Origin of the sequence: Gilliamella sp. wkB195 (assembly GCF_001690445.1) — a bacterium.
Lineage (GTDB): Bacteria > Pseudomonadota > Gammaproteobacteria > Enterobacterales > Orbaceae > Gilliamella > Gilliamella apicola_E.
The window spans coordinates 210,222-225,079 of the sequence record NZ_LZGP01000037.1 but is presented as its reverse complement, the minus strand read 5'-3'; the positions used below and the strand labels follow the sequence as shown (position 1 = coordinate 225,079).

General features: G+C 36.7%; 16 protein-coding genes and 2 pseudogenes. 2 read left to right on the top strand and 16 right to left on the bottom strand.

Annotated elements, in window-relative coordinates:
- Positions 1-91 precede the first annotated feature (91 nt).
- The 13 genes and pseudogenes from A9G08_RS10910 to aas all read right to left on the bottom strand — a co-directional run bounded on the left by A9G08_RS10910 (position 92) and on the right by aas (position 10,726).
- Entirely contained in the window at positions 92-694 is a 603-nt protein-coding gene (locus tag A9G08_RS10910) for a MarC family protein (protein ID WP_065563728.1), read from the bottom strand.
- 151 nt (positions 695-845) lie between these two features.
- The gene (gene rplS / locus A9G08_RS10905; protein ID WP_065563727.1) at positions 846-1,196 is read right to left on the bottom strand and encodes a 50S ribosomal protein L19; all 351 of its coding nucleotides are present in this window, start codon (positions 1,194-1,196) and stop codon (positions 846-848) included.
- 31 nt (positions 1,197-1,227) lie between these two features.
- Positions 1,228-1,980: a tRNA (guanosine(37)-N1)-methyltransferase TrmD gene (gene trmD, locus A9G08_RS10900; protein WP_065563726.1), complete on the bottom strand. Its 753-nt coding sequence runs from the start codon at positions 1,978-1,980 to the stop codon at positions 1,228-1,230.
- A gap of 16 nt (positions 1,981-1,996) precedes the next feature.
- Positions 1,997-2,524 (bottom strand): ribosome maturation factor RimM, encoded by a 528-nt coding sequence (rimM, locus tag A9G08_RS10895; RefSeq protein WP_065563725.1) that lies wholly within the window; start codon positions 2,522-2,524, stop codon positions 1,997-1,999.
- Positions 2,525-2,542: 18 nt separating this feature from the next.
- Positions 2,543-2,791: a 30S ribosomal protein S16 gene (rpsP, locus tag A9G08_RS10890; RefSeq protein WP_065563724.1), complete on the bottom strand. Its 249-nt coding sequence runs from the start codon at positions 2,789-2,791 to the stop codon at positions 2,543-2,545.
- Positions 2,792-3,053: 262 nt separating this feature from the next.
- Positions 3,054-3,422 carry a DUF956 family protein gene (locus tag A9G08_RS10885; RefSeq protein WP_065563723.1) on the bottom strand — a complete coding sequence of 123 codons (369 nt, stop codon included), beginning with the start codon at positions 3,420-3,422 and terminating at the stop codon, positions 3,054-3,056.
- A 150-nt stretch (positions 3,423-3,572) separates the two neighbouring features.
- Complete coding sequence (locus A9G08_RS10880) at positions 3,573-4,484, bottom strand: PTS system mannose/fructose/sorbose family transporter subunit IID (RefSeq protein WP_065563722.1); 912 nt, start codon at positions 4,482-4,484, stop codon at positions 3,573-3,575.
- A 16-nt stretch (positions 4,485-4,500) separates the two neighbouring features.
- Positions 4,501-5,301 carry a PTS mannose/fructose/sorbose transporter subunit IIC gene (locus A9G08_RS10875; RefSeq protein ID WP_065563721.1) on the bottom strand — a complete coding sequence of 267 codons (801 nt, stop codon included), beginning with the start codon at positions 5,299-5,301 and terminating at the stop codon, positions 4,501-4,503.
- A gap of 21 nt (positions 5,302-5,322) precedes the next feature.
- Positions 5,323-5,865, bottom strand: a pseudogene (locus A9G08_RS11945) (PTS system mannose/fructose/N-acetylgalactosamine-transporter subunit IIB); the annotation flags it as partial.
- Between the two features lie 59 nt (positions 5,866-5,924).
- Positions 5,925-6,297: pseudogene (locus A9G08_RS11940) on the bottom strand (PTS sugar transporter subunit IIA); the annotation flags it as partial.
- 186 nt (positions 6,298-6,483) lie between these two features.
- Positions 6,484-7,395, bottom strand: a complete 912-nt coding sequence (murQ, locus tag A9G08_RS10865) for an N-acetylmuramic acid 6-phosphate etherase (RefSeq protein ID WP_065563719.1) — start codon at positions 7,393-7,395, stop codon at positions 6,484-6,486.
- Positions 7,382-8,569, bottom strand: coding sequence for a lysophospholipid transporter LplT (lplT, locus tag A9G08_RS10860; protein WP_065563718.1), 1,188 nt, complete (start codon positions 8,567-8,569; stop codon positions 7,382-7,384). Before lplT ends, murQ begins: the two co-directional genes overlap by 14 nt.
- Before the next feature lie 15 nt (positions 8,570-8,584).
- Positions 8,585-10,726, bottom strand: coding sequence for a bifunctional acyl-ACP--phospholipid O-acyltransferase/long-chain-fatty-acid--ACP ligase (aas, locus tag A9G08_RS10855; protein WP_065563717.1), 2,142 nt, complete (start codon positions 10,724-10,726; stop codon positions 8,585-8,587).
- A gap of 177 nt (positions 10,727-10,903) precedes the next feature.
- Between aas and A9G08_RS10850 the strand changes: the two genes are divergently transcribed.
- Positions 10,904-11,878 (top strand): ornithine cyclodeaminase family protein, encoded by a 975-nt coding sequence (locus A9G08_RS10850; RefSeq protein WP_065563716.1) that lies wholly within the window; start codon positions 10,904-10,906, stop codon positions 11,876-11,878.
- Positions 11,879-12,025: 147 nt separating this feature from the next.
- Here A9G08_RS10850 and gpsA read toward each other — a convergent pair whose 3' ends face one another.
- Genes gpsA through A9G08_RS10835 form a run of 3 tightly spaced genes read right to left on the bottom strand, consistent with a single transcriptional unit; the run spans position 12,026 to position 14,007 of the window.
- Positions 12,026-13,045 carry an NAD(P)H-dependent glycerol-3-phosphate dehydrogenase gene (gene gpsA / locus A9G08_RS10845; protein ID WP_065563715.1) on the bottom strand — a complete coding sequence of 340 codons (1,020 nt, stop codon included), beginning with the start codon at positions 13,043-13,045 and terminating at the stop codon, positions 12,026-12,028.
- A gap of 25 nt (positions 13,046-13,070) precedes the next feature.
- Positions 13,071-13,541, bottom strand: a complete 471-nt coding sequence (gene secB, locus A9G08_RS10840; RefSeq protein ID WP_065563714.1) for a protein-export chaperone SecB — start codon at positions 13,539-13,541, stop codon at positions 13,071-13,073.
- A 25-nt stretch (positions 13,542-13,566) separates the two neighbouring features.
- Positions 13,567-14,007 (bottom strand): rhodanese-like domain-containing protein, encoded by a 441-nt coding sequence (locus A9G08_RS10835; RefSeq protein WP_065563713.1) that lies wholly within the window; start codon positions 14,005-14,007, stop codon positions 13,567-13,569.
- A gap of 130 nt (positions 14,008-14,137) precedes the next feature.
- Between A9G08_RS10835 and A9G08_RS10830 the strand changes: the two genes are divergently transcribed.
- Positions 14,138-14,641: a DUF4952 domain-containing protein gene (locus A9G08_RS10830; RefSeq protein WP_065563712.1), complete on the top strand. Its 504-nt coding sequence runs from the start codon at positions 14,138-14,140 to the stop codon at positions 14,639-14,641.
- Positions 14,642-14,858: the final 217 nt, after the last annotated feature.

Below are 14,858 nucleotides of genomic sequence, written 5' to 3'. Positions count from 1 at the left end.
TTATTATCAGTTTATGTAATCACCTTAACTATCAATTATAGGTGATTACTTACTGTTAGAATTGAACTTTTAATTATCAGAATTATAAAACTTATTTTAAAAATGCAGAGACGCCAGTAAATACAACTTGAGCGGCAATAGCTGATATTAATAACCCAGTAAGTTTTGACAAAATTGCAATACCAGTATTTTTTAAAACTTTAGCAATGCTTTTTGCGCATAGTAACATGGCATAAATACCGCTTGAGGCAATCAATAGCGAAAGGGCGCCAATCAGGTTTTGCATACCTACCGAACTTGTCCCCATAACAATAATCGTACCAATGGAGGCTGGTCCCATACATAAAGGTATTGCAAGAGGAACCACACTAATATCATCATCATCAGTATGAATTTTATTTTTTTCAGGTGAATCATTCATCAATGAAACAGCGGTAATAAATAGTAATGCTCCCGACCCAATTCTAAAAGCATCGAGTGTAAAACCAAACACACTAAACATGGCGTTACCAAAAAAGAATAACACAATACCAATAATAAAAACGGCACACGATGTTTTAAGTGCAGTCTTTCGGCGTTGTTGTTCATCATATTGTTTAGTACCACTTAAGAATGCACTTAGCACTGCTGGTGGTGTCATTAAAGCGAATAACTTGGTTGTGGTGGCGAGAATTTCAACAAGATAGTTATCCATAGTATTACCCTTTATAGCTTTAGATATTGCTTGAAATCTGTCAACAATTGTTGGCGGGAATCAACTATACACATAAAAACGGTCACCATAAAGGTGACCATATTTAATTGGATATAATTTTAATAGTTTATTAAATATTAACCAATTTGAATTAGTTAAGGCGCTCTTTAATACGAGCCGCTTTACCACGAAGTTCGCGTAAGTAGTAAAGTTTAGCTTGACGTACTTGACCACGACGTTTCACAGTAATTGAATCAACAGTTGGTGAGTGAGTTTGGAATACTCGTTCAACACCTTCGCCATTCGAAATTTTACGTACTGTAAATGCAGAATGTAAACCACGATTGCGAATTGCAATAACCACACCTTCATATGCTTGAAGACGTTTTTTGTTACCTTCAACAACCCATACTTTAACTTCTACCGTATCACCCGGACGAAAAGACGGGATGTCTTTTTTCATTTGTTCTTGTTCTAATTGCTGAATAATTGCATTTTTCATAATTTTGTCTCTTACTAGTTATACTGAAATATTAATGGCTCGGTTTATCACGATATTCACATTGGAATTCAGTGAGTAAACGTTGCTCTTCATCAGTCAGAGCTAGATTTTCAAGAAGATCTTCTCTTCTCAACCAAGTTCGTCCTAGTGATTGTTTCAATCGCCAGCGACGAATCGCTTCATGGTGACCAGACATTAACACATCAGGCACCGCCATTCCATCTAACACCTCAGGTCTGGTATAGTGTGGACAATCAAGTAAACCGTTTGCAAAAGAGTCTTCTTCTGCTGATGATTCATGATTCAATACACCTGGAATAAACCTTGCTAATGCATCAATCATTGTCATCGCCGGTAACTCACCGCCACTTAACACGTAATCCCCAATTGACCATTCTTCATCAATTTCGGTTTGGATAACGCGTTCATCTATACCTTCATATCGACCACAAATCAAAATCAATTTTTGATATTGTGACAACTCGCAAACACCTTGTTGGTTTAATTTGCGCCCTTGTGGGGAAAGATAGATTACTTTTGTATTTTCACCTGCTACTGCTTTCGCAGCATGAATCGCATCTCTAAGTGGTTGTACCATCATTAACATGCCGGGACCACCACCATAAGGCCTATCATCGACAGTCTTATGCTTATCATGCGCAAAATCGCGCGGGTTCCAATATTCTACTGTTAACAGTCCGTTTTTTACTGCTCGACCAGTTACACCATAACAGGTAATAGCTTGGAACATTTCGGGAAAAAGGCTAATTACGCCAATCCACATATTCTTACCTTACCGATTAAAATGCGGGATCCCAATCGACCACAATCATTTTTGTTGTTAAATCAACTTGTTTAATAAATTGTTCTTCAACAAAAGGAATTAAACGTTCTGTTGCTCCAAATGCATCTTTTAGATTTGCTTTAACAACCAACACATCATTAGAACCGGTTTCCATTAAATCAGTTACTTGACCTAAATCATAACCGTTAATTGTTTTCACTCTACAGCCAATCAAATCTTTCCAATAGAAATCGCCTTGATTAAGCTCAGGCAATTCTTCTGCATCAACGAATACTTCAGCATTAGTTAACGCATTGGCTTGATCTCGATCATCAACGCCTTTGAGTTTGACAATCATATCTTGATTATGAGGTTTAAAGCTCTCAACGATTACTTCCTGCCATTTTCCAGCACGCTGGATATACCAAGGTTTGTAATCAAAAATACTATCTGGAAATTCTGTAAACGAAAAAATCCTGAGCCATCCACGAATGCCGTAGCTTGAACCAAGTTTACCAACAACGATTAGATTCTCAGTATTCATCTTTACACTATTACTTAATTAAGCAGCTTTTTGTGCTTGTTTGATCAATGTATTAACACGATCAGAAATAGTAGCACCTAAACCAACCCAATAATTTACGCGATCAAGATCTAAACGTAATTCTTCTGCTTTACCTTGTGCAATTGGATTAAAAAAGCCAACGCGCTCAATAAAACGACCATCACGTGGGTTACGGCTATCAGTGACAACTACTTGATAAAAAGGGCGCTTTTTAGAGCCACCACGAGCTAAACGAATAGTTACCATAACATCCTCTTAAATTAAAAAATAATCTTTCTTTTGCCCAACACGGACAAAATCAAAGCCCCAAAATTATACTCTTTCTAGCAAAAAGTGCAATGGCTGATTGTGTGTGAAAAAGTTAGGTAGCATCAGTTATCGACAAGCTTAGTTATAAATGAACATAAATTCATCTTTTTAACTAGTTATATTATAAATAATTAGCTTCATTGATAATGGTGAGCTTGCTTGCTATATAATGATATATTTTAAAAGTGATGGTTGATCTTTAAGACTTTTTCCGGAACAAAGCTCGTTTTAACACGTCAAAAAATCCTAACGCTTTGACCATTTTTTTGCTATCAACATAGACACGTATTGCTTTTAATACTTTTTTCGGCTCTTTGGACGCAAAAGCGAACGTACCGTCTTTTTTTGTTTGTATGGAGTAACGAGATATCCACTTACCTTTAAAAAATACCGATGCGATAACATAATCGACCTCTTCCCAAGGAATTTGAATATATTTCCGAGGATCGCGTTGATGATAGAATTCGAACGCCTTATCACCAATCATAATCTGGCCATATTCTGAAAAACCTGAAAAAGCAGTCGCTTTTACTGTTAAATCTACTTTGGTATTTAATGATTGAACCATTCAGCTACTTATATCCATTATTTTAATCTGAGTTGCTAAGGCACCCTTTTCTCATTATTTATAAAGAAAAGGGTGATTTTTGTTTGAGGCAAAACAGCAATTTTGTTTAAAAAGTGCGCTCCTCAACTTTTTTAGTCAACATTGTTGGCTTTATAAAAGACCAATAACATGACCAGTAACACCGACTAAGAATAGTGCAAGAATAATTATAATAGGTGATACTTTTTTACGAAGTAACCACATACAGAAGAACGTTAATAGTAATGGTACAAGTCCAGGAATTAGCTGATCTAAGTTATTTTGTAAAGTCGTTACTTTGTCTTGACTAAGTGCGAGCCCATCTTGCATTTGTATCAATGCTTTTTGTATACCTTCGGCACCAGCAGGTAGGGAATTCCAATCAATAAATGCACCATTATCTAATTTTACTGTGGATACGACTGGTTGGAATTTTATTGATACCCACCTTTGTACTAAAGCTGCCAGAACAAACATCCCCAAGATAGATGCACCTTTAGTGATTTTTTGGAGTAAACCTCCACCTAAGTTATCGGTAATTTTAGAACCAGTACGGTAACCAAATTCTTGGGTAAACCACATAAAGCTCATGCGAATTATGTTCCAAAGCAGAAAGAATAGAATTGGCCCTAAAATATTACCACTCAAGGCAAGTGAGGCGCCTAGTGCACCAAGCATAGGACGAACGGTAAACCAGAATACTGGATCACCAACCCCAGCTAAAGGTCCCATCATTCCCACTTTTACCCCTTGAATAGTGACATCATCAACAGGCGCACCATTAGCACGTTCTTCTTCTAGGGCTAAAGTCACACCAAGTACAGGCGATGCTAAATAAGGATGTGTATTGAAAAATTCTAAATGGCGTTTAAGTGCAGCCGAACGATCTTCTTTTGTGGTATATAATTTTTTGATAGCAGGAATCATTGAATAAACCAAGCCACCATTTTGCATACGTTCGTAGTTCCAAGAACCTTGAAGGAAAGTTGAACGCCAAGCTACCGATAAACGGTCTTTTTTCGATAAATGAATTCGATCTGTCATGTTCTTCTCCAAGTTCTTAGTAATCATTTAAAATATCATCAAGTGGATCGCCTTTACTACCACCATTTGATGAATTGCCACGTTCAGAAAGATTTAGATAAATTAGTGCTAGAGCAATACCTAGAGCACCAATTGCAATCAAGGTTAATTGTGATATCGCGGCAACAACAAAACCGATAATGAAAAATGGCCAAACTTCACGATTTGCCATCATATTAATTACCATTGCATAACCAACAGCCACTACCATGCCTCCACCAATAGCCATACCTTCTGATAGCCATTTAGGCATTGAATTTAATGCGTCTTTTACCACTTCAGCAGGAATAAATAACAGCGCTGCTGCTGGTATTGCAATACGTAAACCTTGTAAACAAACCCCTAATATTTGTAACCATTCGATTCTACGGATATTACCTTGCTCTGCTGCAGCATCCATTAAATGCACTAATGGGACGGCAATAGTTCGCACAATCATCGTTAAAAATAAGCCAGCAACTGCTAGTGGGATGGCAATAGCGATAGCTGTCGATACACCAGCTTCACCTTGTCCACCAAGAACTAAAATAATAGATGAAGCAACAGCAGCAAGCGCGGCATCAGGTGCAACCGCTGCGCCAATATTTGCCCAGCCTAATGCTATCATCTGTAATGAACCACCTAACATTACGCCAGCTTCTAGATTTCCTGTTACTAAACCAATTAGTGAACAAGCAACTAGTGGTTGATGGAATTGGAATTGGTCTAAAATACCTTCCATTCCAGCTAAGAACGCAATAACTATCACTAAAATGATAGCAATAATTGATAAAGTCATAATAATAACCCCTTAATTAAACTAATTCTTTTGTTCAGCTAATTCTTGTTTCGCTTTCTTTAATAATTCATCCATATTATCCTCAGAATCATTAGGTACTTTGCGAATGTCGAATTTCACATTTTTCGCTTTTAATTTCTCGAATGTATCAACATCTTCAGCGCTCATTGACAGCACTTTGTTGACCATTACCTTGCCGACAGAATGCGCCATTGAACCAACATTTAATGTTTGAATATCGACACCGCCATCTATAGCGCGAAGTACATCTTCAGGGTTTTCGAAAAGTAATAAAGCTTTGGTGTTACCAAAACGGGGATCATGCGCAACTTCAATAATTTTTTTAATTGGCACGACATTGGCTTTAACGCCGGGAGGTGCGGCTTCTTCAATCAGTTTTTTCCTTAATTCATCTTTGGCAACTGAGTCTGAAACCACAATAATACGATTAGGGTTAGTCGTTTTAGTCCAAGATGTTGCCACTTGTCCATGTAACAAGCGTGAATCAACGCGAGCTAATACAATTTTCAATTTACCATCACCTAAAACAGTACCTTCAGGGATAGTGCTTGTTTGTTGATTGTTTTGCGTTGGTTTAGTTGCCACTTCAACCGTTGTTCTAATACCATCTTGGGCTGATTCAATAATGGCGGCAGCCACTTCTTTGGCGGTCTCCATCGATAAACGTGATGAGTATGCCTCAATCAACATTGGAAGATTCAAACCTGCAACGATAGCCCAATTTGGATGTTCACCACAGAGTGTATTGGCTTGGTTAAATGGTGTTCCACCCCATAAATCGACTAAAAAAAGCACTTCATTTTGATCATCGAAAGTAGCAATTGCTGCCAGCATCCGTTCCTTTAAGCTTTCAGGACTATCACTTGGATGCAAAGTAACGGCTTTAACGTTTTCTTGCTCTCCAAATATCATCGTCCCTGATTGTAAAATACCTTCAGCAAACTCACCATGAGTTGCCAAGATTATTCCAACCATAACGTACCTCCTAGTTTTTTATATTATTGCTAATATAAAGTTAATAAAATAAATCTATTTTTTTATTTTAGTTAACAATATGATTTATAAATTCGATCTTCATCAAGGTTTGATAAAATATATTGCTAAATTTTAGAATAATCTTTCTTTATCAGAACAGTAACATTTGTACGATGCTAAGAAAGATTATTTATTGCTTTGTTCTAATGCTTTACGGATAAAACCGTTATTTTGTTGTAATGCTGTTTTTGCTTGCTGAGCTGTTAACCCAGCAAGAATCATTAAAATAGCTGTTTTACAATTTTTGTTACATTGACTTAGTGTTGAAATAGCCGTCTCCCGGTTACAATCGGTTGCTTGCATGACAATTGATATTTGGCGTTCTACGAGTTTAGCATTAGTGGCCTCAACATCAACCATTAAATTACCGTAAACCTTACCCATTTTAATCATGCTGGCTGTGGTTAACATATTAAGTACTAATTTTTGTGCTGTACCGGCTTTCATTCTTGATGAACCGCTAACTACTTCTGCGCCAACAATTGGGGTAATGGCAATATTAGCTAAGTTAATCATAGGTGCATTGAGGTTGCAACATAAGCTAATTACTGTTGAACCCAGTGATTGAGCATATTGCATACCGCCGATAACATAAGGTGTGCGTCCACTTGCTGCGATACCTACTAAAATATCTTTTTTGCTAAAATTGATATTTTTTAGATCATTAACTGCTAGCTCTGGTGAATCTTCTGCATTTTCAACCGCTTTAAATATGGCAGGGTGCCCGCCTGCAATCAACCCAACGACTTGTTCTGGAGGCGTTCCGTAAGTAGGTGGGCACTCGCTCGCATCTAAAATACCTAATCGCCCAGAAGTGCCGGCACCAAGGTAAATTAAACGGCCATGATTTAAGAAAGCATCGCTAATTGCATCTACCGCATTGGCTATATTAGCTAATTGTTTTTCGACTGCGATTGCCACTTTTTTATCTTCATTATTGATAATTTGAAGTATTTCAAGGGTGGATGCGCAGTCGATGTTCTCGCTCGCACTATTGCGATTTTCGGTGATCATTGCCGATAAATTAATGTTTGACATGTGATTTTAAACCTAACCATACAAACCCGATAAGAATGGCAAATAGCATACCAAAACCTACACCGATAGTAATAACAGATAATCCACAAGCAATAGCTAACGTATAAGCACTGAGCATAATCATCATTGCACTATATTCGCTTAAGTTTTGTATTGAAATTACACTACCAGCACCAATAAGCTCTTTTCCCATTTTTTGAATTAACGCATTTAGTGGGACTAAAAAATAACCACCTAAAGCACCAATAATCACTAATAGAATATAAGAACTCGTCATATTGCTTTGTAAGGTAAATGCAATGACGGCAAACCCCATTAATATTCCTGCTGGAATACACCGTAATGTATTGGATATTGAAACCATAGCACTAGCAAGGCCAGCACCAACAACAATACCTATTGCCACAACGGCATTTAGATTTGTTGGGGTTGAGTTGTCAGTAATACCTAACACAATTGGCACCCAGCTAATTAATAAAAAGCGCAAGGTAATACCCGCTCCCCAAAATAGGCTAGTGCCGAGTAAAGTATAAAGTGCTTGTTTATTATTGAAAATAATTTTAAAGGTTTTAGCAAAATCCTTTATCATACTCATAAACTTCCACTCAATGTCTTTTCGAGCGACAGGAAGTTTAGGAATAAAAATATTTGCTATAACAGCTAGGCCATACATTATTACACAAGTAAGTAATGCAAATGTGATGTTTAAGTCAGCAATATGGCCTCCAGCAAGTGAGCCTAGTAAAATAGCTGCAATTGTTGATGCTTCAATTAAACCATTTGCTTTCACTAAATTATCGCCTGAGGTTAGCTCACCTAAAATACCATATTTTGCTGGTGAATAACCGGCTGCTCCCACACCAACTAGAAAATAACCTAAAAATGGATTGATATTTAGGCAAATAACAGCAGCACCTAATAATTTAATACCATTTGAGATCATCATCGCTCTGCCTTTAGACATGCTGTCAGCAAATTGACCAACAAATGGCGAAAGAAGGATGAAAGGGATGACAAAACCGATTTGTAATGCCGATTGGCTCCACTCTGGATAATTGAGTTGTTTAATAAAAGCTAATATTGCAAAGAAAATAGCATTATCAGCAAAGGCTGAAAAAAACTGGGCTAGCATGGTTGCAGCCATGCCAACGGTTAATAAAGGCTGTTTATTCATAGTGAATCCTTGCTATTATTCATTTTCATCAGCCATTTTGCGTAGCGTAATAAAATCGATTTTGCCAGTACCAAGCAATGGTAATTCTTTAACCACACGAATATCTCTAGGAATGGCTAATGCAGGAATACCTAAATCTTGTGCTGCCTGATTAAGCTGTTCTCGAGTTAATGTAGTTGAAGTAGTAAATAGCACAAGCGCTTCACCTTTAGCTGCGTCAGCTTTTACTGTAGCGCCATGCATGGCATCAGGATCGACTTTTCTAGCTAGCGCTTCAACACTTTCCAGTGAAACCATTTCGCCCGCAATTTTAGCAAAGCGTTTCAGTCGTCCTTTAATTGTCAAAAACTCATCTTTATCAATATCTACGATATCGCCAGTATCATACCAGCCTTTTTCTGCATTACCATTTTCATCAACGGCAACAGGCTCTTCAAGTACACCGGGTTTTTCAACTCGTAAATAACCTTTCATTACGTTAGGTCCTTTAAGCTGTAATTCCCCGCCAATCCCTGGGATAGGTATTAATCTTGATTGCATACCTGGCAATAGCCGACCAACAGTTCCTGCTTTAAATGCCATTGGCACATTAAGGGCAACAACTGGTGCACATTCGGTTACGCCATAACCTTCTAAGATTCGAATGCCATATTTATCTTTCCATTGTTCACGCACCGCATCGGAAAGTTTTTCAGCACCGGCAACCACATAACGTAATCGCATAAAATCATAAGGATGAGCGTAGCGAGCATAATTGGCTAAAAATGTTGGTGTGCCAAATAACACGGTACAGTTTTGGTCATAAATGATTTCTGGCACCATACGATAATGTAGTGGGTTTGGATATAAGAAGGTACGACTTCCAGAAAACAACGGTAAGAATAAACCAGCAGTAATACCAAAAGCATGGAATAATGGCAATGCGGACATAAAACGGTCAGCCGGTGTCGGATCGATAACGGTACGAATCTGTTCAACATTTGCCAATAAACTACCATGGCTGTGCACTACACCTTTAGGATTGCCTTCTGAGCCTGATGTAAATAACACTAAAGCTTCATCATCACTTGATTGTTGTCGTTTCACTAAACGTGGAATGTATTGGTGAAGTGCAACATAAAGTTTATCAACAAAAGTCAAACTACTACGCAAGTCCTCAAGGAAATACCAATTTACGTCCTTAATTTCTTCTAATAGATAATCAAGCTTACCTTTTTGAATAAATTTGCGTGAAGTAATGATCGTTTTTATTTCAGCCGCAGTAATTGCGCAGGTTAACCCTTTAGTTCCTGCTGTATAATTAAGCATGGCGGGAATACGATTTTTGACTGATAAACCAAAAATAGTTGCAACTGTAATCGTTGCATTAGGAAGCAATAAACCAACTCTTTCTTTTTGTTTGGTAATCTTAGAAATTATGCAACTAACACCGATAATTTGCTTAAGCAAGTTTCGATAGGAAGCTTCGTGAGTGGTAGGATCTTGAACCATTCTCGATTTTACCCCATAGCGAACTTGGGCTTCGAGCAACGCTTCAAAAAGTGTCAATTTTGGTCGGCTTGCCATTCTGGCATTCATCATAATTTGATGTAATTTTTCACCAGCAATATATCGTCGTTCACTTGCTTTTGGTGCATCAGGCATTGGGATTGATGTTGGTTCCAATACATGAATTGTAATTTTAGGAAATAGATGACGTTTAAATAAGCCTTTTAAACGGCTAGTCAACGTAAATTCTGCACCTTCAATCCAGACAGGTACAATCGTTGCTTGAGAACGAGCAGCAACAAATGCTGCGCCGTCATAAATTTTCATTAATGAGCCGGTTATGGTAATTCGACCTTCCGGGAAAATAACAATTGGTCGTCCTTTTTCAATTTCACGAACTAACCTTTTAATCGCCATTGGACTTAATGGATCCATTGGCACAAAATCAACGTAACGTTTGGCTAAACGGACTAGCCAATGATCAATGTAGCCTGCGTAGATAGCAAATACTGGTTTAATTGGTAAAAATACGCCGATTAAAATGCCGTCTAGGAAGGAAACATGATTAGGTGTGATAAGTAATCTGTCTTGTTTTAAATTATTGAGATTCCCTTGAATCTTTACATGAAATAAAATTTTTAAAAAAAACTTTAATATTTTAAATAACATCTGATTTCTCAATTTCCGTACAAAATTGTACTTTGTAATAATAATGAAAATAAATTAAATATACAAGAAAGTGAAAATTATCTATTTATATTAAACAAGAGTATTTATTTTTTTGTTGGTAAGATTAAATAATGGATAATAAATAATATGAAAATAAATATTAAATAAGGAATCGAAATGTTAATTTTAACTGCCCAAGATATTCAACAATTCTATACTATGAAAGATGCTGTTGCAGCGGATAAACAAGCACTGAAAATCTATACTCAAGGTAATAGTGAAGTTCCATTACGCATCAACTTTGACATGCAAAAAGGGCAATGTTTGATTATGCCTGCTCATATAAAAGAAAATGATGTGGTTGGCTTGAAAATTGTCTCGGTTTTTCCTGATAACCCGAAACTTGGTAAGCCATCTGTTCCCGCGCAAGTGTTTATGATCGATCCGTTAACAGGCGAAGTTTGTGCGATGTTAGATGGCACATTTGTGACCCAATTACGCACAGGCGCGGTACAAGGTGCAGCTACCGATTTATTAGCCAGAAAAGATGCTAAACGTGCTGTATTAATTGGTACTGGTGGACAAGCTGCGTCACAGTTAGAAGCGATGTTAACCGTCCGTCAATTGACTGATGTGGCGATCTTTGGGCTTGATGTCAATAAAGGCAAGCAATTTACTGAAGAGATGAAGAAACGATTCGCTCATTTCTCCGCTAACCTCTATTTTTCGAACGATCTAGATGAAGATATTTGCCAAGCAGATATCATTACCTCTGTCACCACATCAAAAGTTGTGACCTTCAATGGCGATTTGGTTAAACCAGGAACACATATCAATGGAGTAGGTGCTTACACGCCAGAAATGCACGAAATACCAAGTAATATTGTTAAAAATGCTGATATTCGCGTACTTGATACTAAAGATGGCGTATTTGCTGAGGCGGGTGATATTATCGATCCAATTAATCAACAATTAGTTACAAAACAAGATTTTTATGAATTAGGTGATTTAGTTATTGATCCACAAAAATGTCGCCAAAACGATCAGCAAATCACGTTATTTAAAAGTGTGGGAACGGCAGTTTTAGATGTCTATGTTGGTTATGATATTTACCAGAAAGCCAAGGAAAAGGGCCTAGGAATCAGTGTTTAAAACGCCTACCAAAAACCACGACATATCAAAAAAAGTTGAGGAACGGGGTTTTTGAGATCTTAAATCGGTGTTAGTCATGTTTTTATTAAACCCAGTAACAGACCATTCATTAAATAAAAAAATTTGAGGAGCGGGGTTTTTAAAGATCTAAGACTCGCTTTTTAATTCTTGTTTTTGTGAGCGACCCAATAATGACATGGCTGCAAGTTTTGGATCTTTATGTTCGTAAAGCACTTTATAGATTTGTTCTGTAATAGGCATATCAACATGATATTTTTGAGCTAATGCCCAAACTTCTTTAGTATTTCGGCAACCCTCAACCACTTGAGCAATAATATCTTGTGCTTCTTGAATGGATTTGTTTTGACCTAGTAAAATACCAAATCGACGATTTCGGGACTGATTATCTGTACAAGTAAGTACCAAATCGCCTAAACCAGCCATCCCCATAAACGTGGCAGGATCGGCACCAAGAGCTTCGCCTAATCGCATCATTTCGGCAAGTCCGCGGGTTATTAAAGCTGTTCTCGCATTAGCACCAAAACCCAGCCCATCGGATAAACCAGCACCAATTGCAATAACATTTTTTACCGCGCCACCAAGTTGAACGCCAATAAAGTCTTTACTGCTATAAACGCGGAATGATTTACTACAGTGAAATAAATTTTGGAGTTCAGTTAAAAATTGATCATCGGTTGAGGCAACGGTTACTGCTGTTGGTAAGCCTGATGCAACTTCTTTAGCGAAAGTAGGACCTGAAATAACCGCTAATGGGATTTTATCACCCAATACTTCTCTGGCAACATCTTGTAATAGTCGACCGGTATCGACTTCAAGTCCTTTGGTTGCCCAAACAATTTTGCTATCTTTTCTTAAAAATGGTTTGATTTGTTTAAGAATGCTACCAAATGCGTGGCTTGGAACAACAATTAATAAAATTGCTGAAGCTGAAACGGCAGTTTTAAGATCCGCTTCAACTTGAAGTTGGTCAGGAAAAGAAATATCCGGTAAAAATTGTCTATTTTGTCTATCATGTTGCAAAATAGCCATTTTATCTGGGTTATGTCCCCATAATAAAGTTGAGTGGCCATTTCGTGCCAGTAATATTGCCAGCGAGGTCCCATAAGAACCTGCGCCAATCACTGTCACTGCTGCATTTTTATTCATAAACATAGACTTTATTAACTGGTAATTACTGTAAAGTTTCAGTCGATTCGGTTTTAGCTTCTTGCTGTTGCAAATAGCTAATGAATAAAGCTTCAAAATTTACAGGTTCTAAATTAAGTTGTGGGAAAGTTCCTTTATTTACTAAGCTTGAAATAACTTCACGCGCATAAGGGAATAAAATATTAGGACAATAAGCACCTACACAATGTTGAATTTGAGCATCGTCAAATCCGATAAGCGAGAAAATACCTGACTGAGTCACTTCACAAATATATACAACTTCTTCTTGTTGTTTTACTGTTACTGTAACACGTAAAGAAACTTCATGTACACCTTCACTCAACGCTTGTGATGATGAATTTAGTTCTAAATTCATTTCTGGTTGCCATTGTTTTGTGAAAATTTCTGGGACATTGTTAGTTTCAAATGAAACATCTTTGGTATAAATGCGTTGAATAGCAAATTGTGTTTCAGGTGTATTGTTTTGTTCTGTCATGATAAAACCTTATTTTAATATTATATTATTTTCTAACTAATGGTAAGTTTTCGCCGTTCCATCCAGCAATACCATCTTTTAATGTAAATACATGCAAAAAGCCCTGTTTGACTAATACTTCACCAATGCTTGCTGATGTTAAACCATTATCATCAACCACGATGATAATATCTTCTTTAAATTTTTCAATGGTTTTTGCGCTAGCATTTTTAATGTCAACGGGTAAAATGTTGTGAGATTCAGTAATATGCCCTTTTTTGAAACTATCTGCTGAGCGAATATCGACAATAACTGCGTTTTGTTTGTTGATCATACTAATTGCTTGCGCGTTATTAATTATTTTCACTTTTGATAATTTACTTTTCACGGTCATTACAATGATTGCAACAAATAACACAATCCAACCTAATGAAAGTAAAAGGTGATTTTGGATAAAAGGTATAATTTCGATTGTAACAAAGTCCATACTTTTATGATTACCTAGTATTATTAAAAATAGGTTAAGATTATAACGATATTGTCTACTGAAATATAGACCTAAAGGGAGAAATCTTATTTTAAGCTAATAAGATTTAAAAGTTTTAAGGATTGAAACTATGTTATTTAAAAGATTTATTTTGTTGCCATTCATTTTCGTTACTTTAATTTCGTCAGCATTAGCAGAATCAAATAATCTTAATACTGACGAAATACTAAGCCTAGAGGAACTAAAGGAAGATAGTCAATCTAGTTCATTAGGGTTTGATCCGAATCTAACTTGTCGAGACTTTTTCCATGAAATTGATCCAAATGCCCCTGATTTTTTTCAATATGAAAAGTGTAGGACAACCGACTATGGGCAAACATGGCCTATTGAGGTTATTTATAAAGTTGAAGGTAAATATGCTAAGCAAGCTCATGAATATTTAATTAAGACTATGGGAATGGGCGATTTGAAATTCGTATGTTGTTATTGGGAACAACTAAAACCAGTAGCAATTGTCAATCCAAAAGATAATGTATTATATGAGGCTACATTTATTTCGGAAGAAACCCTAAAAAAGGATTGGGATAAAACAACCTTTTATTTAATAATAAAAGGTTATCGAAAAGAATCGTAGATCATTCAAAAGAGTTAGCAAATTCACTTTTCATTAATGGCACCAAAATGTAACACAAGTAGCAGTATGTTACATTTTGGTGCATTATTTTGGTGCCATGTGCATTATTTTGGTGCATTAATGTTAATTTTTGCTATTATCTAACCAATAAAAACCGTTCAAAAATAGTGGTTAAAAAATTGGCATCAAATTTGCATATAATTTAATAAATAGGCAA

Bases quoted from the DNA above. Each gene is read 5' to 3' on its own strand.
- A9G08_RS10910 (WP_065563728.1), bottom strand. From the start codon at position 694: ATGGATAACTATCTTGTTGAAATTCTCGCCACCACAACCAAGTTATTC.
- rplS (WP_065563727.1), bottom strand. From the start codon at position 1,196: ATGAAAAATGCAATTATTCAGCAATTAGAACAAGAACAAATGAAAAAA.
- trmD (WP_065563726.1), bottom strand. From the start codon at position 1,980: ATGTGGATTGGCGTAATTAGCCTTTTTCCCGAAATGTTCCAAGCTATT.
- rimM (WP_065563725.1), bottom strand. From the start codon at position 2,524: ATGAATACTGAGAATCTAATCGTTGTTGGTAAACTTGGTTCAAGCTAC.
- rpsP (WP_065563724.1), bottom strand. From the start codon at position 2,791: ATGGTAACTATTCGTTTAGCTCGTGGTGGCTCTAAAAAGCGCCCTTTT.
- A9G08_RS10885 (WP_065563723.1), bottom strand. From the start codon at position 3,422: ATGGTTCAATCATTAAATACCAAAGTAGATTTAACAGTAAAAGCGACT.
- A9G08_RS10880 (WP_065563722.1), bottom strand. From the start codon at position 4,484: ATGACAGATCGAATTCATTTATCGAAAAAAGACCGTTTATCGGTAGCT.
- A9G08_RS10875 (WP_065563721.1), bottom strand. From the start codon at position 5,301: ATGACTTTATCAATTATTGCTATCATTTTAGTGATAGTTATTGCGTTC.
- murQ (WP_065563719.1), bottom strand. From the start codon at position 7,395: ATGTCAAACATTAATTTATCGGCAATGATCACCGAAAATCGCAATAGT.
- lplT (WP_065563718.1), bottom strand. From the start codon at position 8,569: ATGAATAAACAGCCTTTATTAACCGTTGGCATGGCTGCAACCATGCTA.
- aas (WP_065563717.1), bottom strand. From the start codon at position 10,726: ATGTTATTTAAAATATTAAAGTTTTTTTTAAAAATTTTATTTCATGTA.
- A9G08_RS10850 (WP_065563716.1), top strand. From the start codon at position 10,904: ATGTTAATTTTAACTGCCCAAGATATTCAACAATTCTATACTATGAAA.
- gpsA (WP_065563715.1), bottom strand. From the start codon at position 13,045: ATGAATAAAAATGCAGCAGTGACAGTGATTGGCGCAGGTTCTTATGGG.
- secB (WP_065563714.1), bottom strand. From the start codon at position 13,541: ATGACAGAACAAAACAATACACCTGAAACACAATTTGCTATTCAACGC.
- A9G08_RS10835 (WP_065563713.1), bottom strand. From the start codon at position 14,007: ATGGACTTTGTTACAATCGAAATTATACCTTTTATCCAAAATCACCTT.
- A9G08_RS10830 (WP_065563712.1), top strand. From the start codon at position 14,138: ATGTTATTTAAAAGATTTATTTTGTTGCCATTCATTTTCGTTACTTTA.